22 protein-coding genes and 1 tRNA gene are annotated in these 25,085 nt (G+C 63.9%); 10 read left to right on the top strand and 13 right to left on the bottom strand.

The features are described from left to right. Positions 1–104: 104 nt before the first annotated feature. The 4 genes from I2H31_RS01200 to I2H31_RS01185 are packed head-to-tail and all read left to right on the top strand — an operon-like array spanning position 105 to position 2,980. Positions 105–845: a hypothetical protein gene (locus I2H31_RS01200; RefSeq protein WP_196291172.1), complete on the top strand. Its 741-nt coding sequence runs from the start codon at positions 105–107 to the stop codon at positions 843–845. Then, positions 845–1,258 carry a DUF2846 domain-containing protein gene (locus I2H31_RS01195; protein ID WP_196291171.1) on the top strand — a complete coding sequence of 138 codons (414 nt, stop codon included), beginning with the start codon at positions 845–847 and terminating at the stop codon, positions 1,256–1,258. The genes I2H31_RS01200 and I2H31_RS01195 overlap by 1 nt, the downstream gene beginning before the upstream one ends. Before the next feature lie 9 nt (positions 1,259–1,267). Then, positions 1,268–2,281 carry a sensor histidine kinase gene (locus tag I2H31_RS01190; RefSeq protein ID WP_196291170.1) on the top strand — a complete coding sequence of 338 codons (1,014 nt, stop codon included), beginning with the start codon at positions 1,268–1,270 and terminating at the stop codon, positions 2,279–2,281. Between the two features lie 6 nt (positions 2,282–2,287). After that, the gene (locus I2H31_RS01185) at positions 2,288–2,980 is read left to right on the top strand and encodes a LytR/AlgR family response regulator transcription factor (protein ID WP_196291169.1); all 693 of its coding nucleotides are present in this window, start codon (positions 2,288–2,290) and stop codon (positions 2,978–2,980) included. An 11-nt stretch (positions 2,981–2,991) separates the two neighbouring features. Here the strand turns inward: I2H31_RS01185 and I2H31_RS01180 are convergent, their stop codons facing one another. The 3 genes from I2H31_RS01180 to I2H31_RS01170 form a co-directional block, all read right to left on the bottom strand. Beyond that, positions 2,992–4,179, bottom strand: a complete 1,188-nt coding sequence (locus I2H31_RS01180; RefSeq protein WP_196291168.1) for a glycoside hydrolase family 88 protein — start codon at positions 4,177–4,179, stop codon at positions 2,992–2,994. A gap of 97 nt (positions 4,180–4,276) precedes the next feature. Next, positions 4,277–5,482 carry an alginate lyase family protein gene (locus tag I2H31_RS01175; RefSeq protein ID WP_196291167.1) on the bottom strand — a complete coding sequence of 402 codons (1,206 nt, stop codon included), beginning with the start codon at positions 5,480–5,482 and terminating at the stop codon, positions 4,277–4,279. A gap of 315 nt (positions 5,483–5,797) precedes the next feature. Further along, positions 5,798–8,662: a substrate-binding domain-containing protein gene (locus I2H31_RS01170; RefSeq protein WP_196291166.1), complete on the bottom strand. Its 2,865-nt coding sequence runs from the start codon at positions 8,660–8,662 to the stop codon at positions 5,798–5,800. A gap of 268 nt (positions 8,663–8,930) precedes the next feature. Between I2H31_RS01170 and gloA2 the strand changes: the two genes are divergently transcribed. Next, positions 8,931–9,320: an SMU1112c/YaeR family gloxylase I-like metalloprotein gene (gene gloA2 / locus I2H31_RS01165; RefSeq protein ID WP_196291165.1), complete on the top strand. Its 390-nt coding sequence runs from the start codon at positions 8,931–8,933 to the stop codon at positions 9,318–9,320. Positions 9,321–9,639: 319 nt separating this feature from the next. On the opposite strand, the gene I2H31_RS01160 is transcribed toward gloA2, so the two are convergent. After that, positions 9,640–9,918 (bottom strand): hypothetical protein, encoded by a 279-nt coding sequence (locus tag I2H31_RS01160; protein WP_196291164.1) that lies wholly within the window; start codon positions 9,916–9,918, stop codon positions 9,640–9,642. Positions 9,919–10,056: 138 nt separating this feature from the next. Here I2H31_RS01160 and I2H31_RS01155 point away from each other — a divergent pair, with 138 nt between their 5' ends. Then, the gene (locus I2H31_RS01155; RefSeq protein ID WP_196291163.1) at positions 10,057–12,567 is read left to right on the top strand and encodes a fibronectin type III domain-containing protein; all 2,511 of its coding nucleotides are present in this window, start codon (positions 10,057–10,059) and stop codon (positions 12,565–12,567) included. Between the two features lie 321 nt (positions 12,568–12,888). Here the strand turns inward: I2H31_RS01155 and I2H31_RS01150 are convergent. Continuing rightward, a tRNA-Val gene (locus I2H31_RS01150) sits at positions 12,889–12,963 on the bottom strand. A gap of 185 nt (positions 12,964–13,148) precedes the next feature. Between I2H31_RS01150 and I2H31_RS01145 the strand changes: the two genes are divergently transcribed. The 3 genes from I2H31_RS01145 (at position 13,149) to I2H31_RS01135 (ending at position 15,154) form a co-directional block, all read left to right on the top strand. After that, positions 13,149–13,772 (top strand): outer membrane beta-barrel protein, encoded by a 624-nt coding sequence (locus I2H31_RS01145; RefSeq protein WP_196291162.1) that lies wholly within the window; start codon positions 13,149–13,151, stop codon positions 13,770–13,772. A gap of 139 nt (positions 13,773–13,911) precedes the next feature. Further along, positions 13,912–14,595 carry a porin family protein gene (locus I2H31_RS01140; protein ID WP_196291161.1) on the top strand — a complete coding sequence of 228 codons (684 nt, stop codon included), beginning with the start codon at positions 13,912–13,914 and terminating at the stop codon, positions 14,593–14,595. A gap of 55 nt (positions 14,596–14,650) precedes the next feature. Then, complete coding sequence (locus tag I2H31_RS01135; protein ID WP_196291160.1) at positions 14,651–15,154, top strand: DUF6992 family protein; 504 nt, start codon at positions 14,651–14,653, stop codon at positions 15,152–15,154. A gap of 173 nt (positions 15,155–15,327) precedes the next feature. Here the strand turns inward: I2H31_RS01135 and I2H31_RS01130 are convergent, their stop codons facing one another. Genes I2H31_RS01130 through I2H31_RS01115 form a run of 4 tightly spaced genes read right to left on the bottom strand, consistent with a single transcriptional unit; the run spans position 15,328 to position 19,404 of the window. Next, complete coding sequence (locus I2H31_RS01130; protein ID WP_196291159.1) at positions 15,328–15,801, bottom strand: hypothetical protein; 474 nt, start codon at positions 15,799–15,801, stop codon at positions 15,328–15,330. Further along, the gene (locus I2H31_RS01125) at positions 15,802–16,812 is read right to left on the bottom strand and encodes a hypothetical protein (RefSeq protein WP_196291158.1); all 1,011 of its coding nucleotides are present in this window, start codon (positions 16,810–16,812) and stop codon (positions 15,802–15,804) included. A gap of 23 nt (positions 16,813–16,835) precedes the next feature. Continuing rightward, on the bottom strand, positions 16,836–18,479 hold the full coding sequence (locus tag I2H31_RS01120; RefSeq protein WP_196291157.1) for a hypothetical protein: 1,644 nt from the start codon (positions 18,477–18,479) through the stop codon (positions 16,836–16,838). Further along, positions 18,469–19,404 (bottom strand): hypothetical protein, encoded by a 936-nt coding sequence (locus I2H31_RS01115; RefSeq protein WP_196291156.1) that lies wholly within the window; start codon positions 19,402–19,404, stop codon positions 18,469–18,471. The genes I2H31_RS01120 and I2H31_RS01115 overlap by 11 nt, the downstream gene beginning before the upstream one ends. Before the next feature lie 577 nt (positions 19,405–19,981). On the opposite strand from I2H31_RS01115, the gene I2H31_RS01110 reads away from it, so the two are divergent. Continuing rightward, on the top strand, positions 19,982–21,151 hold the full coding sequence (locus tag I2H31_RS01110; RefSeq protein WP_196291155.1) for an alpha/beta hydrolase: 1,170 nt from the start codon (positions 19,982–19,984) through the stop codon (positions 21,149–21,151). Positions 21,152–21,234: 83 nt separating this feature from the next. On the opposite strand, the gene I2H31_RS01105 is transcribed toward I2H31_RS01110, so the two are convergent. The 4 genes from I2H31_RS01105 to I2H31_RS01090 all read right to left on the bottom strand — a co-directional run bounded on the left by I2H31_RS01105 (position 21,235) and on the right by I2H31_RS01090 (position 24,954). Beyond that, positions 21,235–21,813, bottom strand: a complete 579-nt coding sequence (locus I2H31_RS01105) for a type 1 glutamine amidotransferase domain-containing protein (RefSeq protein WP_196291154.1) — start codon at positions 21,811–21,813, stop codon at positions 21,235–21,237. Between the two features lie 167 nt (positions 21,814–21,980). Then, entirely contained in the window at positions 21,981–22,400 is a 420-nt protein-coding gene (locus I2H31_RS01100) for a hypothetical protein (protein WP_196291153.1), read from the bottom strand. A 161-nt stretch (positions 22,401–22,561) separates the two neighbouring features. Beyond that, positions 22,562–24,427 carry a PAS domain-containing sensor histidine kinase gene (locus I2H31_RS01095; protein ID WP_196291152.1) on the bottom strand — a complete coding sequence of 622 codons (1,866 nt, stop codon included), beginning with the start codon at positions 24,425–24,427 and terminating at the stop codon, positions 22,562–22,564. Positions 24,428–24,501: 74 nt separating this feature from the next. Continuing rightward, on the bottom strand, positions 24,502–24,954 hold the full coding sequence (locus tag I2H31_RS01090; RefSeq protein ID WP_196291151.1) for a BLUF domain-containing protein: 453 nt from the start codon (positions 24,952–24,954) through the stop codon (positions 24,502–24,504). Positions 24,955–25,085: the final 131 nt, after the last annotated feature.

Raw genomic sequence — 25,085 nt, 5'->3', positions numbered from 1 at the left:
TCTGGCGGGTTTGCCCACAAAGTTTGCCCCGTTGGCCACACGGCTTTGGCCGGGCTTCGGGGCCGCGGTTGTTTTGAAGCATCAACCACTTATCTCCTTTGTGTATGAAGCGCTTCTTGTTTCTGTTTCTTCTGACGAGCCGGGCGGCGATGAGCCAAACGGTGGACTCGGCCCAGGTCACGGGTTTTCCGCCGAAAAGCAATTTTAAGTTCGGCATCATCACCGAGCTGGGGTTCATGCTGCCTTACACCAGCACGCCCAACATGCAGGTATTTTTTCGCCAGAATAACATCGAGCGGGAAAGGCCCATCGACCCGTTTGTGCACGCGAATGTGGGCGGGCGCTACCACCGGCTGAAGGGCTTGTTTCAAATCGGGTACGGCTTCAACTTTGTGCCCCCCAATGAGCAGGGCGCGCTCGTGGCCCGGCGTACCTACGCCAGCTACACGGGCGCGCTGCTGGGGTACGACGTCCTCAACAGCCGCAACCAGCGCCTGTACCTTAATGTGGGCCTGGGCGGGCTGTTCTACGACTACGCAGTATACAACCGCACCAGCCAACCCGTTGCGTTTCAAAACCTGACGCAGTACAGCCAGACCGGTAATATCCCTTCTCTCAAGCTGAACAACACCTACTGGGACATTAACCTGGAACTATGCCAGCGGGAGAAGCGCAAGCACGACATTTCCCGGGTGTTGCGCCTGGGCTACCGGCGGGGGGTGCAGGCCCGGGCGTGGGAGTCGGAGGCGTTTCAGTTGATTGGGGCGCCCACGGACCGCATCAGCCAGTTCTACTTTCAGGGCAGCTTCTATTTTTCGACCAACTACTCCAACGCGGCCCAGTGATGAAAGCGTCTGTGCTCGTGCTGGCGTGGCTGCTGTTGAGCAGCGGGGCCCCGGCCCCTGAACCGCCCCAAACCAACCAGGCGCGCCTGGTGATTTACCGACTCCGCGAATTTGGCGGCAGCACCTACGACATCAAGGTGAACGACCAGAAGGCCGGCGCCCTGCCCACCAACCGCTACCTGCAACTGGACGTGCCGCCGGGGTCAGTGAAGATTGAGTCGGTCCGGGATTATTTCTCCGACAACCAGACCGTGCGGCTCGATGCCCGGCCCGGCCGCACGTACTACGTGAAGGCCGTGGAAGAAATGGATTTTCTGACCAGCGCCCTGCTGCTCGCGCCCGTGCGGGAAGAGCAAGGCCAGCGCGAGACGCACGGCCTCAAACCGGCGGCCAACAAGTCCCGCGCCAACTAATTACTCGTTATGCTTCGTTTCCGGCCGGCTCCGGCCTTGCTTTTCGCCGTTGCCCTCGCCGGCCTGCTCGCTTACTGGGGGCGGCTGCTGTACGTGGGCGTGTGGCACAACGCGGCGGCGGCGCCCGAGGTGGGGGGCTTGGCCCGGTACCTGCTGGGCATCGGGCTGCTGCTGGCCGGCCTGGGAGCCGTGGCCCACCTCAACTACCGGCTGGCGTTCCGGCGCTGGGCGCTGGGCCGCGACACCGGCTGGCGCTACGGCACGTGGCTGTGCGGACTGGCGTGGGCGCTGTTTGAGCTGCTGCAGCTGCGGACCGACCGCGTGCCTGAGTTCATCGACGAGAACCTGCTGATGACGGCCGTGCTGCTGGCCGTGGTGGTGGCCTATGGCTACGTGGCCGATTCATTCCGGGCCCGCCGGGCGCAAGACCACCTGCTGCAGCAAAAAGTAGAGGCCGAGCTGACCGCGCTCAAGGCCCGGGTGAACCCGCACTTTCTGTTCAACGCCCTGAATACCATCTACAACGAGGCTCAGCGCGTCGACAACGAAACGGTGGCCGACCTGATTCAGCAGCTGGCGGGCATCATGCGCTTCACCCTGCAGGAATCGACGCAACCGCTGACGTCCATTGAAAACGAGTTTTCGTTTCTGGAAAAGTACGTGGCCCTGCAACGCGCCCGCCTGCCCCAGCGCGACGACCTGCGCGTGTCGACCGAGTTGGAATGGGACGGCCAGCCCGCCCCTATTGCCCCGCTGCTGTTGCTGCCGTTCGTCGAAAACGCCTACCAGTACGGCATTAGCTTTGCGCAGCCCTCCCACATCGACCTGGCGGTGACGGTGGAAAACCGGCGCCTGCGGATGCGCGTGGCCAACAGCATTGCCCCGGTGGCCGGCCGGCCCGGCCCGGGCACGGGCATTGCCACCGCCCGCCAACGGCTGGCTTTGATGTATGCCAGCCGGCACGAGCTGCACATTGAGCAAACCGCCGACGCTTTCATCGTTTCCCTCACCATTGACCTGTAAAGGATTATGCTGCACGCCATTGCCATCGACGATGAGCCCGCCGCGCTGGAGGTGCTGCAGCGTTACGCCGCCAAGGTGCCGTTTCTGGAGCTCACCCACTCCTTCCTGAGCACCAGCGAGGCCCTGGCCTGCCTGCACACACAGCGCGTCGACCTCGTGTTTTTAGACATTGAGATGCCCGACCTACGCGGCCTGGATTTTGCCCGGCTGGTGGCGCCGCTGCAAAAGCCCATCGTTTTCACCACCGCCTATGCCGAGCACGCCGTCGAAGGGTTTTCGCTGCAAGCCCTCGATTATCTGCTCAAGCCCATTGAGTTTGGCCGGTTTTTGCAGGCCTGCAACCGGGCGTATGCCCAGGGGCTGCCCGCGAAAGAGGGGCCGCCCGGCATTTTCGTCAAGGACGGCTACGACTGGATTCGGGTGAATGTGGAACAGGTGCTCTACATTCAATCGGACACCAACCTGCTGTTTATTCACGAGCAGGACCGGCAGGTGAGCACCCGCATGACCATTGCTGACATGCTAGCCACCCTGCCGGCCCAGGACTTTATCCGGGTGCACAAGTCCTACATAGTGGCTTTGAAGGCCATCCGCAAAATCGAGCGCCACCAGGTCACCGTCGGCACGGCCACCATTCCGCTCGCCGAAAGCTACCGCGAGGCCCTGCAAAACCGCTTGCTCAAAAAGAACGTCCGCTGAACGCGCCACCGCTACAGCAGCGCCAGAAACTGGTTGTAGTTCTGGTAGCGCCAGAGAGCTTCGAGCAGGTAATAGTCGGCGTACACCAGCGGCACGTCCACTTCGGAGTTGGCGGGCTTGTAGCCGGTGGCGTGTTTCAGCAGGAAGAAGTTGTTGGTGCCGGCCGTGGCCAGGTATTGCGGCGTGCAGAGGCTGCTGAGCAGGCCCGTGGCGCCCTGGTAGTACTTCTTCGGGCTCTTGGCGTACTTGCTCAGCTCCAGCAGGCCCGAGGCCGCAATGGCCGCCGCAGAGGCGTCGCGCGGGGCGTTGGGAATGTCGGGCGCGTTGAAATCCCAGTACGGAATATGGTCAGGAATGCGGTTGGTTTGCTTGAGGAAGTAGTTGGCCGCGTGCTGGGCGGCGGCCAGGTAGCGCGGGTCGTGGGTATTGCGGTAGAGCATGGCGTAGCCGTAGATGGCCCAGGCCTGCCCGCGCGACCAGCAGGACTGGTCCGAGTAGCCCTGGTGCGTCATCGCCTTGCGCAGCTGGCCGGTGGCCGGGTCGAAATCGAGGACGTGAAACGTGCTGTAATCCTTACGGAAGCGGTATTTCAGGTCGGTATTGGCGTGGGTTTTGGCGATGTGGGCGTACGTGGTGTCGCCACTCAGCTTGCTGGCCGCAAACAGGAAGTCCAGGTTCATCAAATTATCGACGATGACCGGATAAGTGAACGGCGCAAAATCCCACGACCGGATGGCGCCGACCTTCGGGCTGAAGCGGCGCGAGAGCGTGGCCGCGCCCTGCAGCAGCACTTCGCAGTACTTCGGCGGCTGCGTCTGCGCATAGCCCTGGCCGAAGGAGTTGTTCAGAATGAAGCCCAGGTCGTGGTTGTCGGTGGTATATTTTTCGGCTTCCAGGGTTTCGGTACGGGCAGCGGCACGGTGGCGCCAGCTGTCCTTACCCGTGAAGCGGGCCAGCTGCCACAGATTCCCCGCAAAAAAACCGCTGGTCCAGTTGCGTGAGGTGGTGAGTTGCAGCGAGCCATCGGGCTGGGTGCTGCGCGGCTGCCGGGTGCTGTCGGGGTACTGCTTTAGAAAAGCGGCGTACTGCGCTTCGGCCAGCGCTATTACCTGGCCCACAGGAATATCAGGAGACTTCTGGGCCGCCGCGGGGCCCGCCAGCGCGAGCAAGAGCAGCAGCGTCGGACGCGGTGCGTTCATGGCAAAGGAATTTCGGGAAAGGATGGCAAGGGGTGCATTTTTAGCTCGGCGGCCCTGAGGTTTCTTGTCCCACCGCGAAACCTGCAGGGCCGCTTCGCTACAAGGTCCAGGGCAGCCGGACGTTGTTTGGATACAAGGCAAAGACCTTGTCGGCGGCCAAATCAGGGTAGTGCTGGCCGGCCTTGTCGTAAAGCAGCAACGCGGTTTGGTTGCTGATGGGCACCACATCGGCGCGTTCCATCTGCTTCTCTTTCAGCAGGTAGGGCTTCAGCCAGGCCACGCCATTGTGCAGGCCGCGGCCGTCGGGCAGGGCGTAGTTCCAGAGGTCGACGTTGACTTTTTCGCCTAATCGGGCCAGGCGTACCCAGCCCAGCATGTTCATGGTCACGTAGTTCCAGGGGCGGGTGCGGGCCAGTTCCAGGGGCTGGGCGCCGTCGGGCTGCAGCTGCGTGGCAATGCGCGCCTTGGTCTGGGTTTCGAGCACCTTTCGGGCCAGGGCTTCATCGCCGGTAAAAAGGGCAAAATCCACCACTTCCGAGTCCCAGAAGGTGCCGTGGTTATTCTCCACCTTGCCTTCGGCCGAGCCCAGCGGGCTGGTCATCGCCCAGTTGGTGAACTGCCGGAACCAGTCCTGCAAACCGCTCACCAGCTTGGTGTCGATGCTTTTGCTATCGGCCATCAAAGCCAGCGCGTCCGGGATTTCCACGATGTTGCGGGTTTCAATCATGCCGTAGCAGCGGCCCGTGTAGAGGCCCGGAATAGCCTGCGCGAAGTTCAGGTTGGGGTTCATGCGGGTGGCCGGGTCCAGGAAAAACCCGCGCAGCTGCTTGGCGGCCTGCGCGGCATATTCCTCCTTGCCGGTGAAGTAATAAGCCACGGCCAGCTTTTTCACGTCGCTGGTCATGTCCAGCATGTTGTCCTCATCGGTGAAGGCAGCGGCTTCGGGGTTGCGCAGCCCGTCGCGGTTTATGTAGGGCTTGCCGTCGGGCTTGGCGGGGTCGGGCCAGCTGTAGGGCGCCTGCGACATATAGTCGTGCTTATCGGCGGTAGGCGGCGTCTGGGGTTTGTTGACGATGGTGTAGGGGCCGTGCTTCAGCGCCTTTTGGGCGTCGGCCACGGCCGCCTGCACCTGCTTGGTTTCGGCCGCGCTGCCTTTCTGGTAGGCCGCTTTGTAGGCCGCCAGTTGGGCGCCATCGAGCAGAATGAACGCCGGACGTCCGCCTTTCTGCGCCCGCACCTCTCCCCCAACCACCGCAACCAGCAGGCCAATCACCCAACACCGAACCAGAACCTTGCGCATCATAAGACCAGACGTTTGAAACATTACACGGAGCCGAAGCTGTGCAAAGTTCTACATCGGCAGCAGCGCACCCTTTCTGATTTTTAACAGGGATTGTTCACATCGTTTTTTTCTTATTATGCACTGATAATGAATAGAATATAAACATAAAAACCGAGCCTAAAGAAGGCTCGGTTTCAATTTTAGCGCGCGGCTGTAATAATCCTTTTAGTGCTGTTTTACGGTCAGAATGATGTAGGGGGCGGGGCTTGCCCCCGCTCGTCGTTGAACGGAATCGTTGAAACGGCGCCAACGTCCGGGCGGGGGCAAGCCCCGCTCCTACTGCGTTACGTGCCGGGCGCGGTACTCCGAAGGCGAAAGCTGATAGCGCGCCCGGAAGCTGCTGGAAAAGTACGACGGCGTGGAAAAGCCCAGCTCATACGCCACGTCCGTGATGGAGCGCGAGTCGTCGAGCAGCAGTTCGCCGGCCTTGTCCAGGCGCTGGCCCTGGATGAACTCCGTGACGCCGGTGCCGAGCAGCGCCTTCACTTTGCGGTAGAGCTGCATGCGCGTCAGGCCCAGGTAGCGAGCCACGTCTTCCACGCCCAGGTTGGTGTCGCTCAGGTGGGTTTGCACGGTGGCGGTGAGGTCGGCCAGGAACTTCTGGTCGGGCGTGGGCGCGGCTTCGTCCAGCCGGAACTCGCGGCGGAACTGCGCGCGCTGGCGGGCGCGGTTGGCCAGCAGCGTGCGCACACTTTCGAGCAGGAAGGTGGGGTTGAAAGGTTTGGTGAGGTAGAGGTCAGCACCGGCTTGCACGCCTTCCACCTGTTGCTCGGCCGCGCCCCGGGCCGTGAGCAGGATGACCGGAATGTGCGAGGTGCGCCAGTCGGCCCGCAGCTGGGCCACCACCTCCAGCCCGCTCAGGCCCGGCATCATCACGTCGCACACGATGAGGTCGGGCAGCAGCTCGGTGGCCAGGCGGAAGCCGGTGTGACCATCGGTGGCGCTTTGCACCCGGAAGTCGCCGCCCAGCTTGCGCGTCAGGAAGTCGTTCACTTCCTCGTTGTCTTCAATCACCAGCACCAGCGTGTCGCTTTCAGCTTTGGCGATGGCCGCGGTTTCTGAATTAACATCGTTCAGAATTTCCTCAGCTACTTCCAGCAGCATTTCCGATGGGTCAGTCGGGTTGTCGGCGCGCAGCTCGGCCGGCAGTTCCCGCGGCAGCGTCACGGTGAAGGTGCTGCCCCGGCCCGGCAGGCTGCTGAACGTGAGCAGGCCCTGGTGCAGGCGCACTAGCCCGTGCGCCAGCGCCAGGCCAATGCCCGAGCCCTTGGCCACGGTGCCCTGGCTGCCCTGGTAAAACCATTCGAAGATGTGCGCCCGGTCCTGCTCGCTGATGCCGCGGCCGGTGTCGGCAATGCTCACCTGCAAGGCCTGCCCGTCGTCGGCCGGTTGCACGCTGATGGTCACCGTGCCTTGGTCGGGCGTGAACTTGACGGCGTTGGACAGCAGGTTGAAAAACACCTTATCCAGCAAATTACCATCGAACCACGCCGTCAGCTTCGGCTTGGCGCTCAGCAGCCGCAGCTGCACGCCGCGCAGGCGGGCCGGCTTCTCAAACACCTCCACAATCTCGCGCACGAAAGCCACCAGGTCGCCTTCGGTGGCGCGCACGGCCATTTTGCCCACCTCAATTTTGCGGAAGTCCAGCAGCTGGTTCACCAGTTGCAGCAGGCGCTGGGTGTTGCGGCGCACCAGGGTCAGGTCCTGGCGCTGGCTCGTGGTCAGGGCCGGGCCGCTGCTGAGCATCTCCTCCACCGGCCCCATGATGAGGGTGAGCGGCGTGCGCAGCTCGTGCGAAAAGTTGGTGAAAAAGCGCAGCTTGGCTTCGGTGTCGGCGCGCGACTGCTCGGCCAGCACCTCAAGCTGGTTGCGCTGGGCGCTGATTTCCTCGTTCTGCTGCAGCAGCTGCCGGTTGATGCGGTCGTTTTCCTGGTTCTGGCTGGTCAGCTCGTGGTTGATGCGGTCGTATTCTTCGTTGCGGCTGGCCAGCTCGCGGTTGATTTTATCGTTTTCCGCGTTTTGCAGGGCCAGCTGGCGGTTAATCTGCCGGTTTTTGCGGGCCGAGCGCCAAGCCACCGCGCCCAGCGCCAGCGCCACCAGCAGCGAGGCCAGCGAAACGTACAGCGCCGTCTGCTGGGTGGCATAGGTGGCCAGCAGGTGCTGCATCAGCCCCTGCTGCCGCTCAATGTCGCGCTGCTGGCTCACCATCTTGTCAATCTGCTGGCGCATGGTCATCGCGTTGGTCGAGTCGATGACCATCGTGCCCAGGATGTTTTCCCGCTTGAAAGGCTGGTGCGCGAGAATCTTCGCGGCCGTCCGAATGGCGTCCTCGCCGGCGGGCGGGTACAGCAGCGAGGCCGTGAGCGCGCGCTGTTGCACCAGGCCCGGCTCCAGCCCGTCGACCCCAATGATGCGCACCTTTTTGCGGAGTCCCAGCTGCCGCAGCACCCGGGCCGCGCCGAGGCCCATTTCATCGTTGTGCGCAAAAATGATGGACACTTCCGGGTGCGCTTTCAGCGCGGTCGCCAGCAAGGGCTGCAGGGCCACGCTGTCCCAATTCCCATTGACCTGCGCGACCAAATGCATGTTGGGAAATGCCGCCAGGCCCTGCGCAAAGCCCAGGTGGCGGTTTGCCGTGGTCGAGGCATTCACGCCCCCCAGAATCTCCAGCACGTGCCCGTGCTCCTTGAGCAGGCGCGCGGCGTAGCGGGCGGCGGTTTGCCCCACTTCCAGGTTGTTGCCCCCCACAAAAGCCGTGTACTGCTCCGAAGTAATGCGCCGGTCGAGCAGCACCACGGGAATACCGCGCTGAAAAGCTTCTTCCACGGCCGGCGTCACGGGCCCGGCCTCCTGCGGCGACACGATGAGCAAGTCGATGCCGCCGCGCACCAGCTCCCGGATTTGCGCCTGCTGGCGCTGGCTGTTGTCGTGCGCATCCAGCATGCGCAGGTGCATTTCGGGATGAAAGCTCAGCTCGCGCTCCATGCCGGCCAGCACCGCCTTGCGCCAGGTGCCGCCGGTGCTGCACTGCGAAAACCCAATGCGGTACGAAGGGTGCGCCGCCGGCCCGCTACAGGCACTTAGCAGCAGAAAAACAGGCGCCAGGCACGCCGAGGCGCAGGAAAATAGTCTTGTAATCACCGTGAGATAAAAGGTTGGGCCGAGGGTGGGATGGCAGGCGCAACCTTTCAAATATACTACGTTGGCCTTTGTGTAAACCCCAAACCAATGGGGTGCTAACGGAGCAGCGTAGCTTTGTCTTTATACAAGTAAGTACCAACTTATTTGACCCTACTACCGCGCTCAGCGACTATCGGAACGGGCTGTCGGGTGAGCTTGCTTTTTCGGTGCCTCTTCACGGGCAGTTATTCACCACGGCCGTTCCATCAACCGCCCAATTCTTAGCCCTATGCTGCCCATTCTTGGCCTGCACCACGTCGCCATCATCTGCGCCGATTACGCCGTTTCGAAGCACTTCTACACCGAAATTCTGGGCCTGGAAGTGCTGGCCGAAACCCACCGGGCCGCGCGGGATTCCTATAAGCTGGACCTGGCCGTGCGGGGCCAATACCTCATCGAGCTGTTCTCCTTCCGCAGCCCGCCGCCGCGCCCCAGCTACCCGGAAGCGGCCGGCCTGCGCCACCTCGCCTTTGCCGTGGCCGACTTGCCGGCCGCCATTCAGTGGCTGGAGACGCACGCGGTGCCCTGCGAGCCCATTCGCGTGGATGAGTTGACGGGCCGCCGCTTCACCTTCTTTGCCGACCCCGACGGCTTGCCGCTGGAATTCTACGAGGTGTAAAGGCCGCATCAGCGCGGTTTCGGAGTCGTTGCACAGTAGCGCGAACTGTGCAGTTTGGGTACCAGAACGGCTGCTACTGACGCGGGGCACGCGAACCACACAGTTCACGCTACGGCCCGCTCCCTTCGAAACCGCTGCAGGCCCAGCCGTTTCATCAATACAGCCAGGGCTGGAAGCCCAAAGCCGTGTTGTTTAAGGCGGCATCGCTACCGGCTGCGGCAAAGTCATTGAAGGCTTTGTCGGTGCCCCGGATGATGAGGCCAAGCTACGAACAAGCCCCGACTGGTGAGCCGGGGCTGTCAAAGCCGCATTGGGGTTGCTACCTGTCCCGTCCCAGCCACTCCCGATTGTCCGGCTGCTCGCGCCGCCACTTCGCCGCCCGCCGCAGCACCCGGGCCCGGCGCCACGCCCCGCGCAGTCCCAGCGCCACTAGGCCGAGCAGGAGCCCCACGACCACCGGGCAGCCGATGGCCACGGCCAGCAGCAGCCCGTAGCTCAAGGCCGGAGCGAAGCGCAGGCTCAGCAGCAGGGCCGCCAGCAGGGCCAGCCAGGCCAACAAGAGGCGGTGGAGTAGGCGCTCCATTTGAAGGGAAGGCATAGAGACAAAGAAAAGCCCCGGCTTCTTGGAGTCGGGGCTTTTCTGCTTAGTTATTTACCTGTAATAAAACAGTATAGTTTTGTTAAATAACTTCTACGTTATTTATTTACCTACTGTTCACCCTTTTTGCTTTCGGTTATGAATAACAACTACCCCGGGTCGCGCTTCAGCCGCCGGTTGCGCAACGTTCGAAACGGCCTGGCGGTACTGCTGGGCTGGTGGCCGCTGTTGAGTCAGGCGCAGGCCCCGGCCAACGACGACCCCTGCGGGGCCTTGGCACTGCCGCTGCTCGGCAGCCTCTGCACCACGCCCACCACCGGCACCAACGCCGGGGCCACCACCACCGCAGCCAACGGCTACTTCAACCCCGGCAGCAACGGGCAGGTGAACGGCTGCGGGCAGTCCACGTCCCCCAAAGACGTGTGGTTTAAGTTCACGACGGCCAGCACGGGGCTGGCCAGCTTCGGGGCCACCGTCACGGTGAGCGGCAGCCCGGCGGGGCTGCTGCGGCTGTTTTCGGCGCCCTCGTGCGCCGGGCCGTTCACGTCTATTCAATGCACCGGCGGCACCACCAACAACTCGGTGGCGGGCCGCCTCACCACGGCGGCCCTCAGCCCCAGCACCACCTACTACGTGCAGGTGGCCGGCTACGGCTCCAACGACGTGCAGGGGCCGTTCACCATCTGCGTGACCGACGGGCCGGGCGCCCCCGAATGCCTGCCGGTGAGCAACATTGCCATCAGCTACACCGCGGCGGGGCTGCAGCCCGACCAGGGCATCCTCTCGTTCACGCCGGGGGCCAACAACGTGCCGCCCTACACCGTCACCCTGTCCGGGGGCGGGGCCAGCCGCAGCTTCAACACCATGGCCTCGCCGGTGCTGCTCAGCGGCCTGGCCCCGGGGTCGTCCCAGACGGCGCTTATTTCCTCGGCCTGTTCCTACGGCGGCACGGCCTCCACCGCGTATCCGCTGAACGTGCCGGCGCGCAACGGGTTTTCCTGCGATGCCTTGCCGCTCGCCGTGAACCCCACCTGCCTTTCGGTGGCCGGCGACCTGTACTACGGCAACCAAGGCGGCCCCGGCTGCGGGCAGGCCAGTGCCTACAAAAAGCTGTGGTACAAGTTCACAACTGCCGCCAGCGGCCCGGCCAGCACCCAGGCCACGGTGAGCCTGAACAGCAGCACCGGCGCCAACGAGCTGCAGGTATGGAGCGGCAACGGCACCAGCTGCAACAGCAACACCTTTACCCTGCTGGGCTGCTCGGTGCCCACCACGGCGGGCGGCGCCACCACCCCGCTCACCTTCACCACCCTCACGCCCGCCACCACCTACTACGTGCAGGTGGGCAACTCGCGCTTCGCGAGCGCCACGGGCACGTTCACGGTGTGCGTGACGGCCCCCGGCGGCTGCTCGGCCCCCCGGCTCAACGTGGACAACATCACGGGCACCTCGGCCGTGGTCAACTTCTCCACCCTTGTGACGGCCGCCGCGCCCACGGGCTATACCCTCACCTACCAAGCCGCCGCCGGCCCCCTGCAAACGCTGAGTCCGGCCCCCAGCGCCCCCGCGGCGGCCCTCACCGGCCTGCTGCCCGGCACCACCTACACCGTGACCCTGACGGCCAACTGCGACGGGGGTGGGGTTTCGGCCCCGGCCACGTTCACCTTCACGACCGCGGCCACGGCGCCCAGCTGCGCTCAAGCCACGGGCCTGAGCATAACGAACGTGACGGGCAATGCGGCCACGCTCAGCTTCACGCCCGCCGCCGGGGCCACCGGCTACGCCATCAGCTATCAGGCGGCCGGCTCGTCGCCGCAGGTGGTCACGCCGGCCCCCACCACCTCGCCGGTGCAGCTCACGGGCTTGCTGCCGGGCACCACCTACGCCGTGCTGCTGCAAGCCACCTGCGCGGGGGGTAGCAGCACCACCCAAACCGTGACCTTCACCACCCCGGCCCTCACGGCCAGCAACGACAATTGCGCCACGGCCGTGGTGCTGCCGGTGGGCACGGTGTGCCAGTACACCCGCGTGACCACGGCCGGCGCCACCGCTGGCAGCGGGGCGCCGGCCCCAACCTGCGCCACGAGCAGCACCCTCTACGACGTGTGGGGCCAGCTCACCGTGCCGGCCAACGGCATTGTGCAGGTCACCACCGGCTCGACGGGCAACGTCTCGAACACGGCCATGGCCATTTACAGCGGCACTTGCGGCAGCCTTACCCAGCTCGACTGCAACGATGACTACGCCGGCGGCGGCAACTTCTCGCAGCTGCGCCTGACGGGCCAGACGCCCGGCGCCACCCTCTACGTGCGCCTGTGGGCCCTGGGCGTGGGCAGCACCGGCGGCGTGTTCCAGGTGTGCGCCCAGACCGATGCCACCCCGCTGCCCACGGCCAGCGCCGCCCTCAGCGGCTCGGTGGCCGTGTACCCCAACCCCGCCCACACGGCCTTTGTGGTGCAATTGCCCGCCGCCCTGGCCGCTACAGCCGCCCCCGCCAGCCTCTACAACAGCCTGGGCCAGCTCGTGCGCCAGGTAACGTTCAGCGGCACCGAAGCCCGCTTTGCCATCGGCGGCCTGGCGCCGGGCGTATACGTGTTGCGCCTGGCCACGAGCGAGGGCCCGGTGACCAAACGCCTGCTGGTGGAATAACCCGCCTGCCTCGGTTGATGGCTTGAAAAAAGGCCCGGCTTTGCACAAGCCGGGCCTTTTTGTGCATAGCTCAGCCCGTCAATGATGTATTCGGAGCAACCCAGCCTGGTGGCCCAGGGTAGCTATCAAGCACAAAAAAGCCTAGCCGGTTTGGGCTGGGCGTTGGCATCCCGGGGCCCCGGCCCAGCCTCCGCAGTCGCACCGGGTTCGAAGCCCTTGAAAACCTACTTCTGTGCGGCCGTTTCCCTGCGGCAATTGGGTGCGGTTAGTGGGGGCAAAAGAATAAAAATGCCCCTCACGATATCGGGAGGGGCATTCTCGTGAGGCGTATTGGGCTCGAACCAACGACCTCCACCGTGTCAGGGTGGCGCTCTGAACCAACTGAGCTAACACCCCGGAAATGGCTGCGGCCAGGCGGCGCAGCGCCCCAAAGGTACGTCCCCGCGCCGAAACGGCAATCGGCCTTTTTAGTGCCTCCTCCGGCCACCCGGCAACTTTCTGGCCGCGGAAAAGTATAGGGGCAAACGGGAATAGGAATCTTCCCGGGCCTTGCGCCTCATTTCATCCTCTTTTTTTCACTCATGAAAAAGATTTTTCTGTTTCTGCTGCTTGCCGTAGCGTCTGCCCCGGCGGCTTTTGCCCAGGCGGCGCCCGGCGGCGCGCAATCTTCCAAAGACTACACCGGCGGCGCCACCGCCGAATCCGGCAACACCGGCTTCGGCGTGAAGGGCGGCTACAGCCTGGCCAACGTGTACGGCGACGACGCCGGCACCGGCCGCAGCAGTTCCAACTCCTTCCACGCCGGCCTCTACGGGCAGTTCGGGTTCAACGACTTTTCGTCCATTCAGGCCGAGGTGCTGTACTCGCGCCAGGGCACCAAGTTCAAGGATGGGGTCGACAACCTGCGGCTGGATTACCTGTCGGTGCCGGTGCTCTACGTGGGCAACATCACCGACAAGTTCAGCTTCCACATCGGCCCGCAGGCTTCCATCCTGACCAAAGTGGTTTCGGGCGACAAAGACCTGGACATCAACGACAACGGTTTCCAGAGCTTTGACCTCTCGGGCGTGGGCGGCCTGGAATATCGTATTGGCCCCGCCCGCTTGGGCGCCCGCTACAACCTCGGCCTGACCAAAATCAGCAAGGAAGCCAAAGTGTACAACAACGTGTTGCAGGTGTACGTCGGCTTCGGCTTCACGCAATAAGGCCGGCGGGCCGTTTTGCGGTTGGCTTAACAAAAAGGAGGTCCCGCGGGGCCTCCTTTTTTGTTGGCCCCACGGGCGGCGCGGGCAACTTTGGGCGGCGGCGGCCGTTTGCTAGTTGGCCATTTTACGCCCTATTATCATGAAAAACGCCTTATTCGCCCTTGCGCTGGCCCTGATGGCCGCGCCCGCCGCGCGCGCCCAGGACGGGCCCGGCCTCGACTCTTCGACCAAATACCCGGCCTCCGACGGCACCGAGTCGCGCAACACCGGCTTCGGCATCAAGGGTGGCTACAACCTGGCCAGCATCCAGGGCGCGGGCGCCGACTTGTTTACCAACCGCGACAACCTCAAGGACTTTCACGCCGGCGTGTACGGACAGATGGGCTTCAACAACTTCGCTTCGCTGATGGTGGAGCTGCTGTACTCGCGCAAGGGCTACCGCACCGACTACCTCGGCACCGCCACCCGCGACACCCGCCTCGACTACCTGGAGCTGCCCGTTCTCTTCGTGGGCAACCTCACCGAAACCCTCAGCATTCACGTGGGGCCGCAGGTGTCGCTGCTCACCAACGTGCGCGACGGCGGCGCCACCGTGGACCTTTCCGAGCGCGGCTACAACAGCCTCGACTACGGCGCCATTGCCGGGGCCGAAGCTCGCCTGGGCTTCGCCAAGCTGGGCGCCCGCTTCGACTGGAGCCTGGGCAAAATCTACAAAGACGGCAGCGTGGTGCGCTACCAAAACGCCAGCGGCGCCGCCGTGGGCGACAACAACATCCGCAACCAGGTGTTTCAGCTGTATCTGGGCCTGGGGTTCAAGAAGTAGCGGCGCCCACGCCGGGCCAGCGCTGAACCGCCCGGACTTTTTTTTGCTGCTGCTTATGCTTCTCACGCTCAACCTCGCGGCCTTGCACCAGGCCCGCGAGGCCCTGCTGGGGCAGGGCCTGGCCGTGCTGGCCGCCTGGGTACTGCTCAACCTGCTGGTGAGCGGCCACTTCCTGGCGCGGGCCGACCGGCGCCTCCCCGCCTACTACTTCCACGGCATGAACGTGGGCTGGGGCCTGGTGAATGCCGTGCTGGCCTTCTGGGGCATCTATCATTTAGAGCCCATCGCGCCCGCCGGCCTGCGGCTGGCCGACGTGGTGCAGGCTCAGCTATTCAACGAAAACCTGTTTTTGTTGAACGCGGGGCTGGATGTGGCTTACGTGATGACGGGCTATTACCTGCAGGCCCGGGCTGCCCTGCCCGCTGAGCCCCGGCCGGCGCGGCTGCTGGGCTTTGGCCGCTCGCTGCGGTTGCAGGGTGGCTTTCTGCTGGTTTTTGATGTGGTGATGTGGAGCTGGCTGCACTGGCAGGGCCGCGGCTGGCTGCCGTTTTTGAAGTAGCGCCCGGCCGCGGCCAGGTGGTAGCTCCGGCCCCGAAAGCTACTTGGGCAGTCAAGAAATTTCTGCTTTTTCTACTGCCGGGATGCTTGGACAGCGCCCCGCCCCGCCGGGCCGGGCCGGCGGGGCGGGGCGCTGTGTTATCACAGGATACGGAGCAACTGGCCGCACCCGTCTTACTCGCGCAGCAGGCGCACCAGGAAGCGGCGGCCGTCGGCCTGCTCGTAGCGCAGCAGGTGGAGGCCAGGCGGGCGGGCGCCCAGTTCCACGGTGGTCTGGCGGGCGCTGGGGGCCACGGCTTGCGCGCCCAGCCGACGGCCCAGCCCGTTGTAGAGCACCAGCTGGCCGCCGGGCGTGGCGGCCGGCAGCGGCACGGTGGCGCGGGCGGCGGGCCCGCCCACGGGGTTGGGGTAGGCCGTCAGCGGGGCCAGTTGCCCGGCTTCGGGCCGGCTGGCCAGGGGGCGAAAGCCGTCGTAGCGGGCCAGCGTGAGGTCGGCGCCGCCGTGGGGGCCGGCCGTGGTGTAGCCGCTGAAGACGAGGCCTCGGCCGTTGGGGGCCAGCAGGGTCGAGCGGGCATAGTTGTCGCCGGCCCGGAACAGCATCGTGTCGCTCACCAGCCGCCCGCCGCCGGTGAAGCGCACCAGGTGCACCTAGTTGCTGCTGCCACCTGCCCCGCCGTTCTGGTACTGCGAGTCGCCTACCAGCAGCAGGCCGCCCTGCGCGTCTTCCACGATGGCGCGGGCATCCCAACTGCGATTGGCGTAGCGGCTGGGCGCCACCGTGCGCCAAAGCGTGTCGCCGACCGGGGTAATCTTAGTGATATTTTGCCGCCGACCCATCAGGATGTTGCCGTCTTGGGTTACGCTAGATGTGGGGATGTTATCATTCAAATACAATCCATCGCGCCTTCTGAACTGTACCAGTGCCCCAGTGGTGCTATTAAACAGGAAATACCCTTTCACTCCATTGGTATTCCCTCCCAGGGTTCCTTCTACTAGCATCGTTATATTATTGCCACTGATTACTGGGTTAGCATATTGGGTGTTGGGTGGGTCGAAACCAGCAGCAGTTAGATAATTGCCAATGTTAAACGACCACATAACGTTGCCGGTAGGGGCATTCACCTTATAAAGGTTCACCGTTGCAATGAAGTAAGGAGGGCTTGGCAAAAAATCGTTGTCATTCCGCACAAAGAGGTAGTTGCCATCCGAAGCAATAATTGCTGGGAAAACATAGGTTTGCCCGGTGCTTCCCGCTTGGAGTGCAGGGCGGTAGGTGCGGGTCCAGAGCGTGTCGCCTATAGGATTCAACTTCATTGCAAAGCCTGTCTGGTTGCCTCGTCCATTTTCATAGCCGGTTAGCAGCACATTCCCGCTGGCGTCGCGTACCATGCCCGAGAGTGTTGGTAATAAAGCATATGGCGGAGACACGCGTTTGGTCCAGAGCGTATCGCCCACGTCGTTGGTGCGCACCAAGTACAGGCGGCTGGCGAAGCCGTTGGCGTAGGGCTGCTGGCCGGCCAGCAGGTAGCCCCCGCCGGGCATGGCCACGGCGTAGCCGCCGGTTTCGTCGACGGTGGTGCCGTAGCCCTGGGCCCAGGGCAGCACCTGCGCCCGCGCCCCCAAGGGCAGGCACAGCAGGAAGAATAAGAAGTAGCGCATGGGAAAAAGGAATGAGTGGGGCATTAGCGAACCTCCACCCGCTGGGTGCGGGCGGGGGCGTTGGGGCCCTGGGTGAGGAGCAGGTACAGGCCAGGCGCCAGGCCGGTGAGGGTGTTGCCGGCCGGGTTCACCGGGCCCTGCCGCAGCGTGTGGCCCTGCAGGTCGGTGAGCTGATACCGGTAGCCGACCCGCGACGCGGGGCTGTCGGCGGCGGGCCAGGCAAAGCTGGCCGCGCCCGTGCCGGGGTTGGGAAACACCTCGGGCTGGGCAGCCCGCAGGCCCACTGCAATCGTTTCGGCGTTGCGGTCAATGAGCCGGCTGCCGGGCAGCAGCACCAGGGCGCCCTTGTCGTCCAGGTCGGCGCGGTTGGCCACGTTGATGGTGGTGCCCGCCCGGGCCTCCAGCTTGGCCCCGCTGCCGTCCAGCACTACGTGGGCGCCGTCTTCCAGGTAGAGCGTGGTGCCGGCCCCCACCAGGTTCAGCACGCCGCCATTCACCAGGCTCATGCTGGTGTTGGCGCCGATGCGCAACTCGGTGCTGTTCACAAAGTCGCCCACGTAGCCCGGGGTTTCCCGCTGCGGCGTGGCGCTGCGGTCCAGGGTCAGGGTGGCCCCGTCGATGTAAATCTCGTGGCCGGCGGTGGCGTTGGCCACCGGGAAGGTTTGCAGCGGGCCGGTCCAGCGGGTGTCGTGGGTCACGGCGGTGTTGTCGTAGCGCACCTGCAGCGTGAGGTCGTCCGAGGCGGCGTCGTAGCCGGTAATCTCCACCGACAAGCCGTTGAGCGGAATGGTCGACTGCCGCTCCGTGGCCGGGTCGTAGGTCTGGTGCGGAATAATCAGGGGGTTGGTGTCGAGGGCATAGCGGAACCCCACCTTGCGCGTGCCGATGTGCGGCCCGAACAGGCCGTCCGTAATCCGGTCGTCGCCCACGAACAGGGGCGTGCCTTCGTTGCCCACGGTCACGTCGCCATTGCCCGTAAAGCTGTCGTAGCGAATGCGGCCGTTGTTGTCGCGGTCGGTCCGGATGCTGGTGATTTCGCTGTGGCCGCCCGTGGCGTTGTTGCGCAGCACGGGCGCCGGGGCGTTGTTGTCCCGCAGCTGGAAGTTATACGTCAGGTTGCCGTGCAGGTGGTTGTTCACGGTGTAGAGGCCGCCGCTGCGCTTGTAGTCGAAGTTGCCTTCGGCCGATACCACCCGCAGCCCGTTCACCTGGGATGTGTTCCACCAGGCAACAAAATTGTCGCGGCTGGCGCTCATGCTCTCCACCATGGCCAGCAGGCCCTGCGGCGCCGGCAGGTACGCGTTGCCATCGGGCGCCAGCGTGTAGCCGTTGCGGCGGTCCATCGGCCCGTTGCGGGCGCGGTTTTCCAGCCACAGGTGCTGGCCGGTGTTGGGAATCTCCAGGCGCATCACGTCGCCGGTGGTCACGTAGTCGCGCAGCACGTAGGTGCCGCCGGACGCCGGCGCGTTCGGCCCAATGTCGCTGCTGACCTGCGCGGGGCCGGTGCGCAGCTCCGTCCAGCCCAGGTACCAGCGCTCCCAGGCGGCGGCCGAAAACGAGGTGGCCGCGTTCTGCAGCATGCTCCAGCCCAGGGTATTGTAGTAGTGGTTGCCGGTGGTGCTGTTGGCACCCAGCACGTGCGGGGCCAGGTAAAGGTTATAGGCCATTTCGTGCAGCACCGAGGGCCAGCGTGCCGCCCGCCTGGCAATGCCCGGTCCCGATGGTGTACGCGGGGTGGTTGGCGTTGGCCGGAATCGTCACGCCGGGCACGCCCGCCACGCCGTCTTCACTCCGCACCGACGGATAACAGCTCACCCGAAAGCAGAAGATGACGTAGTCCAGCTGGCCGTCGGGGCCGGTGGCGCTGTTGTCGAAGTTGAAACGCGGGTTGTTGGTGCGCTGGTCGTACTGGCCCCAGTTAAACGCCGGAAACTGCGCAGCGGCTGCATTGATGGTGTCCTGGGCATAGCCGAAGAAATCGCCAAAGCTGCGGCCACTGGCCGGAACGTTAATCCGCTTGGGGAAGGTACCGAACGTTACCTTCAATGGATTGGGCGAAGTACGCGACATCTGGTACAGGAAGTTCGACACGCTTTGGTCGGTGGCTCCCAGGCTGAATTGCGTGGGATTGGTATAGCACACGCTGGTATAGTTGGCCGGGAACGTTTCACCAACTCCAAAGCCACTGCCTTGAACAGGGTCTTGAGCCCATTCAGGGGCATTATAACTTCCACATCCATTAGGGCCAGAAAGGATGTCTTCCATGAACCCCACGAAAACGACGAGCACCTTCAGGTCACCCTGTGGCGTGAATGCGTAACCGAAGGTTGAGCTAGGCGCCGGCCCGGTCAGCTGCGGGCTCCCGCCGCCAACGGCCTGGGTGGGAGCAATACCGCCCGGGGCCCGCAACTGGCCGGGCAGCACGGGCTGCGGCACCCACGCGGGGTAGCAATTGGAAAGGGGCGAAAACGGCCAGGCGGTGGCCTCGGGGGTCTGGGCCCGGGCGCTCTTGGAAAGCATCAGGCCCAGCGCCAGCAGAAACGACCAGCGCGCCAGCGCGCGCCAGGGAAGGAATGAGTAAGCGTGTTTCATCAGTAAAAAGTAGAGAAAAGGAATGAACAAAGCCGGTGCAGAGGCACCGCCCCCAACAATTCAACGTTTTTCCTTAGGCAAGCAGGCTTGGTGAATGGCAAAGCCGCCCGGCGGCTCCGGCACGCGGCGGCGTGACCCAGGCAGTCCGGCAGGCGGAACGAGACTAACCGCCGGAAGCCGGCGGGCAGAATGTGACGTTAACCCAAGCTGTGGGTGGCCCTCCGGCGCAATGCCGCAGGCGAACAGGTGGGTAGATGACTGCTGGCCGTGGTGGAAGGAGGAAGGCACGGCCGCTTATAACGCTTGAATATAGCAGCCATTGAATCATAAGCGAGCACGTGGGGCCAGTATTTCTGGCCGTTATGTCTTCTTTAAAAATCCCATTATGGGACAAATGACCCATTTTGAGAAAAAACAACATCTGTCCGCCGGGCAACTTCGTTCATAAGCCGACAAAAGCCGGTGGTTCGGCTTATAAATCCGTACCGACACGGCACGTGGCTGAATTTTGAGCCAGCTACCCAGCACCGCAACTCGAAGCCGATACGCTTTTCACCCACTGCCACTACTCGTCATCATGCGCCCTTTCTTACTTTTCGCTGCCTGTTGCATCCTGCTAACCTTCGTCGCCCCCGCCCGGCCCCTCGACCGCGTGGAGGCCGTGGCCGTGACCAGCCCGGCCGGCGGCGTGCGCCTCAACGGCGTGTTGCGGCTGCCTTCGGGGTCCGGCCCGTTTCCGGCGGCGGTGCTATTGCCCGAGCGCGGCGCCGACGCCCGGGGGCCGCGCTCGGCCGACAGCGAGCTGCTGAACGGCCTGGCCGACTACCTAGTGCGCCAGGGCGTGGCCGTGCTGCGCCTCCAGGAGCGCGGCCAGGGCGGCTCGGGTGGTTCGGCCACCACCACCACGCTGGCCGAGCGCGCGGCCGATGCCATTGCGGCGCTGAACTTTTTGCGCACCCGGCCGCAGGTCGACGTCACGCGCCTCGGCCTCATCGGGCACGGCGAAGGCGGCAACGTGGCGCTGCTGGCCGGCGCCCAGCCGCTGGCGCCTACGTTTGTGGTGGCGGTGGCGGCCGCGGGCCTGCCCGCCCGTGAGCTGCTGGCCACCCAGCCGGTGATGTACGGCAAGGTGCTCGGCAACGACACCACCGACCTGGCCCGCCAGCACCAGTACGAGCGCGCCATGCGGGCTGCCGAGCAGGAAGCCGCCAAGCTGCGCGCCCACGGCTCCAACGCCGCCCAGGTGCAAACCTACCTCGACCAGCAGCGCCTGCGCCAGAAAGCGGCCATGCGCCGCGACGAGGAAAGCCTCGTCAAGCACCAGCGCGCCATGCTCGAAATCGTGCGCCAAACGCCCGACAACAGCCAAGCCCAGGCCATTCTGAGCAACATGCTGCGCCAGCGCTACCCCGGCATTGCCGCCGCCGACGTGCAGGCCACCGTCCAAACCCTCACCACGCCCGCCTACCGCAGCTTCCTCGCCTTCGACCCGCAGCCCACGCTGCCGGCCGTGCAGTGCCCCGTGCTGCTGCTGCAAGGCGAAGCCGACCAGGAAGTAAACCCCGCGCTCAACCTCGCCGCCCTCAAAAAAGGCCTGCGCGCCAACGCCAACGTGGCCGAGCTGCGCTACCCAAACCTCACCCACGCCCTGCAGTTCGCCAGCGACTCGCCGGCGGAGGCCGCTGCCGCCGCGTTCAACCCCGATACGCCGGCGGACATCTACAAGTGGATTGTGAGCCGAAAGTAAGAAGCGTGAGCCCTGTTTAAACAAAATACAAAAAGGCCCAACCTGAATCAGGTTGGGCCTTTTTGTGGGAGAAAGATATTGCGCTAGCTGTTGCCGCCGTGCTGGGGCTCCAGCATTTCTTCCACAATTTTCTTGTTGAAGGCGGGGATGTCCTGGGGCTTGCGGCTGGTGATAAGGCCGTGGTCGGTCACCACTTCGGAGTCTTCCCAGTGGGCGCCGGCGTTCACGAGGTCGGTGTGCAGGCTGGGCCAGCTGGTCATGCGCTTGCCGCGCACCACGCCGGCTTCAATCAGCGTCCAGGGGCCGTGGCAGATGGCGGCGATGACTTTGCCGGAGCCGGCGAATTCTTTCACGAAAGCCACCACGTCTTTGTCGGTGCGCAGCACATCGGGGTTCATCTGGCCGCCGGGCAGCACCAAAGCGTCGTAGTCGGCGGGTTTCACGTCGGTGATGACTTTGTCGACGTCGACTTTGTCGCCCCAGTCCTTCTTGGGGCCATCCCAACCTTTAATGGAGCCGCTTTTGAGGGAGATGACGTGGGTTTCGGCACCCTCGCCTTCGAGGTATTTCTTGGGTTCGTCGAGTTCGGCCTGCTCGAAGCCGTCGGTGGCAATGATGGCAATTTTCCTGCCTTTGAGTTTGTCGCTGCTGAAGATGCTCATGGTGGTTTTGGAGAGGGAAAGGAGGAAAAGAAAAAGGCCGAGAATAGTCCCGGCCTTTTTCTTACGCTTTTCTATTTGGTTAGTTGAGTACGAAGCCACTGGCCCGTAGTGCTATTCATTGAGCACCGGTAGTTTCATCGGAACACACAGCGAGCAATTCTACGACTTTACGGAACAACGTCGCCGCAATAATGTCCGCTGCAGGAGTATACTACCACCTTCCTTCCTTTGTCAACGTACCCTTTTACACAATTTGCGAAGCCTATGCCACTTCCTTCACACTCCCTCAATGAGGAGGGAGTTTCGGCGGTTGGGGCGGGCCCCGGAGCTACGAGCATCTCGTACCCTCCTTCGACCTTTCGCACCTCGGCATGGTTCGTGCCGTCGAGTATTTCCAGTGTTTGCTTGAATGTAGCCTCGAATTGCTCCGCGCTCACGACGCCCGATTCTGCATTCACGGCTGCCTTCGCCGCCGAAATTTCAGTGGGCTTCACCCCTTGCTTTTCTTGGCAGCCCCAGAAAGTTAGCACTGCCGCAAGCGATGCACCAATCGCACTGATTGCAAATTTTGATAATTGGTTTTTCATTTCAAATTATTTTTTTAGGTAGAAAGAACTCAGCATATCAGGGTGTCAGCCTTTTCGCAACTTTTGTAAGAATGGAATTGATTTTCTGCTAATCATAAAAAAAAAATTAGAACTCCTAATCTAAGTATGAAATAATTTTTATATTATTAAAAATCAATTATTTAATTTTCAAACCAGTGCACCGTGAACGTGGTGCCCTGGCCCACTTTGCTGGTCACGTCCAAGTGCCCGCCGCGGCTGGCGATGATGCGCTGCACCAGATACATGCCCACGCCGGCCCCGGCAATGTGCGGGTGCTGCCGCGCAAACGGCTGAAACACCGGCGCCGGCCGGCCCGGCAGCTCCATGCCCAGGCCGTTGTCCTGCACGGTGAGGACGGGCTGGCCGGTTTCCGTGACGGCGCTGCGCACCTGAAGGTGCGGCGGCCGCTCGGGGTCGGCAAATTTGAGGGCGTTGCTGAACAAGTTGTGCAGGATGCTGCGCAGGTTGGCCCGGCCGTAGGTGAGCGTGGGCGCGGCCGAAAAATCCAGGTCGACCACGGCTTCCGACTCCTGCACCTGCACGCGCAGGCCCAGCAGCACTTCGTCGGCCACGCTGCGCAAATCCAGCGTTTCGACGGGCGCCGAGAGGCCGCGCTGGTCTTGCACGGTGGCGGCCAGCTCCAGCAGGGTGGCATCGAGCTGGCCCAGGGCCTCGTCCACCATGCCCACTATTTTTTTGTCTTCCGGGTCGTTGAACGAGGCCGTGCGACGCAGTTCCTCAAACAGGCCGCGCAGGTTAAGCACGGGCTGCTTGAGGTCGTGCGAGGCCGTGTACACGAAGGTGTCGAGGTCGCGGTTGGTGCGGGCCAGCTCGTCGTACTGGGTTTGCAGCACTTCGCGCAGGCGGTGCTGGTCATCCACGTCGGTGCAGGTGCCGAACCAGCGCGGGCCGCGCTCGTCGGCCAGCTGCCGCGCCCGGATGATGTGCCAGCGGTAACGCCCGTCGTGCCGCCGCATCCGGAACAGCCCCTCGTAGGGCTCGCCGCTGGCAATGCTGGTGACCCAGCGGCGCGCGGCGCCGGCTTGCTCGCTGGGGTCGAGTAGGTTTATCCAGCCGGTGGGGCCCAGCTCTTCCTTGGTCAGGCCCGAATACTCGGCGGTGTATTCATTGTAGTAATCAATAAAGCCCTCGGCCGTGGCCGTCCAGATGAGCTCCGGGATGCTGTCGGCCAGAAAGCGGAGCTCGGCCTCGCCGCGGCGCAGGGCTTCGGCCAGCTCGCGCTGGTCGTGGATTTCGGTGAGGGCGCCGTGCCAGAACACGGCCTGGTCGGGGGCGTGCAGCTCGGGCAGGGCGCGGCTCAGCAGCCAGCGGTACTGGCCGTCGTGGCGGCGCAGGCGGTACTCGTAGCTCCAGCCGATGCCGGCGGCCCGGGCCGAATCGGACTGGTAGAGCACGCGCAGCCGGTCGTCGGGGTGAATGAGCAGCGGCCAGATGGCGTTCAAATCGGCCGTGGGCGGCTGGCCGGTGAAGTAGTACCACTGCGGGCTCACGTACTCGTATTTGCCGGCCGCGTCCACCGTGAAAGTGATTTGGGGCACGGTTTCCGTCAGCACCCGCAGGCGCGTGTCGAGGCGGCGCGTTTCGATGGAGAGGTGGTGGGCCTTCTGACGGGCTTCCTCCTGCGCGGTCACGTCCACGGCGAAGAGCAGCAGGCCGCTCACGGGGCCGTCGCCTTCGCGCACGGGTTCCAGGGCCACATCGAAGTAGCGCGGGGTGGGCTTTTTGCCCTCCGCCGCGGGCAGCGGAATGCAGTAGGCCTTGGCCACGTAGGGCCGGCCCGACTGAAACACCTGCTGCATCACCTCCAACAGGTCGGCCGGAATGGTGCCGGGGTGCTCGGCCACGGGCTGGCCCTCCCGCACGGGCGCGCCCAGCACGGTGTGCATGGCCTCGTTCACGAAGCCGTAGCACAGCTCCGGGCCTTGCAGCGTGGCCACGCCGGCGGGCATGTGCTGCAGGATGTCTTGCAGTTGCTGCTCACGCATGGCCGAACGCAAAAAGAAGGTCGGGCCGGGCTGCGGCCCGCCACAGGGTCTGAGGATACTTCAACGCGCTTCGGTTAGGCATGCGCGGGCTCGGGTTCAGCGGGCGCAGCATCGGCGCCGAAGACGGCCAGCCGGACCAAATCGACCAGCATGGCATCGGCAATGCTGAGCGAGCTGGGGGGCGGCGGCAGGTGCCTGGGCAGCAAAAACCCTTGCAGGGCTTCAAATCCGCTGGGCTCCAGCGGATGGAACGCCATCGACCAGTCTTCGAAGCTGCGGGCCGTGATGGGCTTGTCGACCAGCTTTACCACGTTGGAATGGCGGCCGTCGCGCGAGATGACGTCGAACAGCGGTTCCAGCACTTCCTTTTCGCCCTCGATGAGCTGCGCAATGTTGCCGTGGCTGTAGAACAGCACGCCCGTGACGTTGCGCGCGGCGTTGTCGCGGCGGCACTGGTCGAGCAGCGCCTGCAAATCCTGGTCGGAAAGCGGGCGCACGGCCCGGCTCATGTACACAATGTGAATCATCTTCGAAAACAGCAACAGGGTGCCTTTTATCTCAGAAAAAGGCTTGACATGATAAGCGGGGCAATGCTACGGGTGAAGCGCCTGGAAGTTATTTGCTTCAATTCAAGCAACGTAAAAAGGCGCCCAGCCGG

Source organism: Hymenobacter ruricola, from assembly GCF_015694525.1.
GTDB classification, from domain to species: Bacteria; Bacteroidota; Bacteroidia; order Cytophagales; family Hymenobacteraceae; genus Hymenobacter; species Hymenobacter ruricola.
Note: the sequence above shows the minus strand (reverse complement) of the source record. Positions and strands in the feature narration are given on the sequence as shown.

Excerpts from the sequence above, each read along its gene's own strand:
- I2H31_RS01095 (WP_196291152.1), bottom strand. The coding sequence starts at position 24,427 with ATGCGTGAGCAGCAACTGCAAGACATCCTGCAGCACATGCCCGCCGGC.
- I2H31_RS01090 (WP_196291151.1), bottom strand. The coding sequence starts at position 24,954 with ATGATTCACATTGTGTACATGAGCCGGGCCGTGCGCCCGCTTTCCGAC.
- I2H31_RS01180 (WP_196291168.1), bottom strand. The coding sequence starts at position 4,179 with ATGAACGCACCGCGTCCGACGCTGCTGCTCTTGCTCGCGCTGGCGGGC.
- I2H31_RS01135 (WP_196291160.1), top strand. The coding sequence starts at position 14,651 with ATGCTTCTCACGCTCAACCTCGCGGCCTTGCACCAGGCCCGCGAGGCC.
- I2H31_RS01145 (WP_196291162.1), top strand. The coding sequence starts at position 13,149 with ATGAAAAAGATTTTTCTGTTTCTGCTGCTTGCCGTAGCGTCTGCCCCG.
- I2H31_RS01195 (WP_196291171.1), top strand. The coding sequence starts at position 845 with ATGAAAGCGTCTGTGCTCGTGCTGGCGTGGCTGCTGTTGAGCAGCGGG.
- I2H31_RS01115 (WP_196291156.1), bottom strand. The coding sequence starts at position 19,404 with ATGAAACACGCTTACTCATTCCTTCCCTGGCGCGCGCTGGCGCGCTGG.
- I2H31_RS01155 (WP_196291163.1), top strand. The coding sequence starts at position 10,057 with ATGAATAACAACTACCCCGGGTCGCGCTTCAGCCGCCGGTTGCGCAAC.
- I2H31_RS01100 (WP_196291153.1), bottom strand. The coding sequence starts at position 22,400 with ATGAAAAACCAATTATCAAAATTTGCAATCAGTGCGATTGGTGCATCG.
- I2H31_RS01110 (WP_196291155.1), top strand. The coding sequence starts at position 19,982 with ATGCGCCCTTTCTTACTTTTCGCTGCCTGTTGCATCCTGCTAACCTTC.
- I2H31_RS01200 (WP_196291172.1), top strand. The coding sequence starts at position 105 with ATGAAGCGCTTCTTGTTTCTGTTTCTTCTGACGAGCCGGGCGGCGATG.
- I2H31_RS01160 (WP_196291164.1), bottom strand. The coding sequence starts at position 9,918 with ATGCCTTCCCTTCAAATGGAGCGCCTACTCCACCGCCTCTTGTTGGCC.
- I2H31_RS01105 (WP_196291154.1), bottom strand. The coding sequence starts at position 21,813 with ATGAGCATCTTCAGCAGCGACAAACTCAAAGGCAGGAAAATTGCCATC.
- I2H31_RS01125 (WP_196291158.1), bottom strand. The coding sequence starts at position 16,812 with ATGCGCTACTTCTTATTCTTCCTGCTGTGCCTGCCCTTGGGGGCGCGG.
- I2H31_RS01190 (WP_196291170.1), top strand. The coding sequence starts at position 1,268 with ATGCTTCGTTTCCGGCCGGCTCCGGCCTTGCTTTTCGCCGTTGCCCTC.
- I2H31_RS01185 (WP_196291169.1), top strand. The coding sequence starts at position 2,288 with ATGCTGCACGCCATTGCCATCGACGATGAGCCCGCCGCGCTGGAGGTG.
- I2H31_RS01140 (WP_196291161.1), top strand. The coding sequence starts at position 13,912 with ATGAAAAACGCCTTATTCGCCCTTGCGCTGGCCCTGATGGCCGCGCCC.
- I2H31_RS01120 (WP_196291157.1), bottom strand. The coding sequence starts at position 18,479 with ATGGCCTATAACCTTTACCTGGCCCCGCACGTGCTGGGTGCCAACAGC.
- gloA2 (WP_196291165.1), top strand. The coding sequence starts at position 8,931 with ATGCTGCCCATTCTTGGCCTGCACCACGTCGCCATCATCTGCGCCGAT.
- I2H31_RS01175 (WP_196291167.1), bottom strand. The coding sequence starts at position 5,482 with ATGATGCGCAAGGTTCTGGTTCGGTGTTGGGTGATTGGCCTGCTGGTT.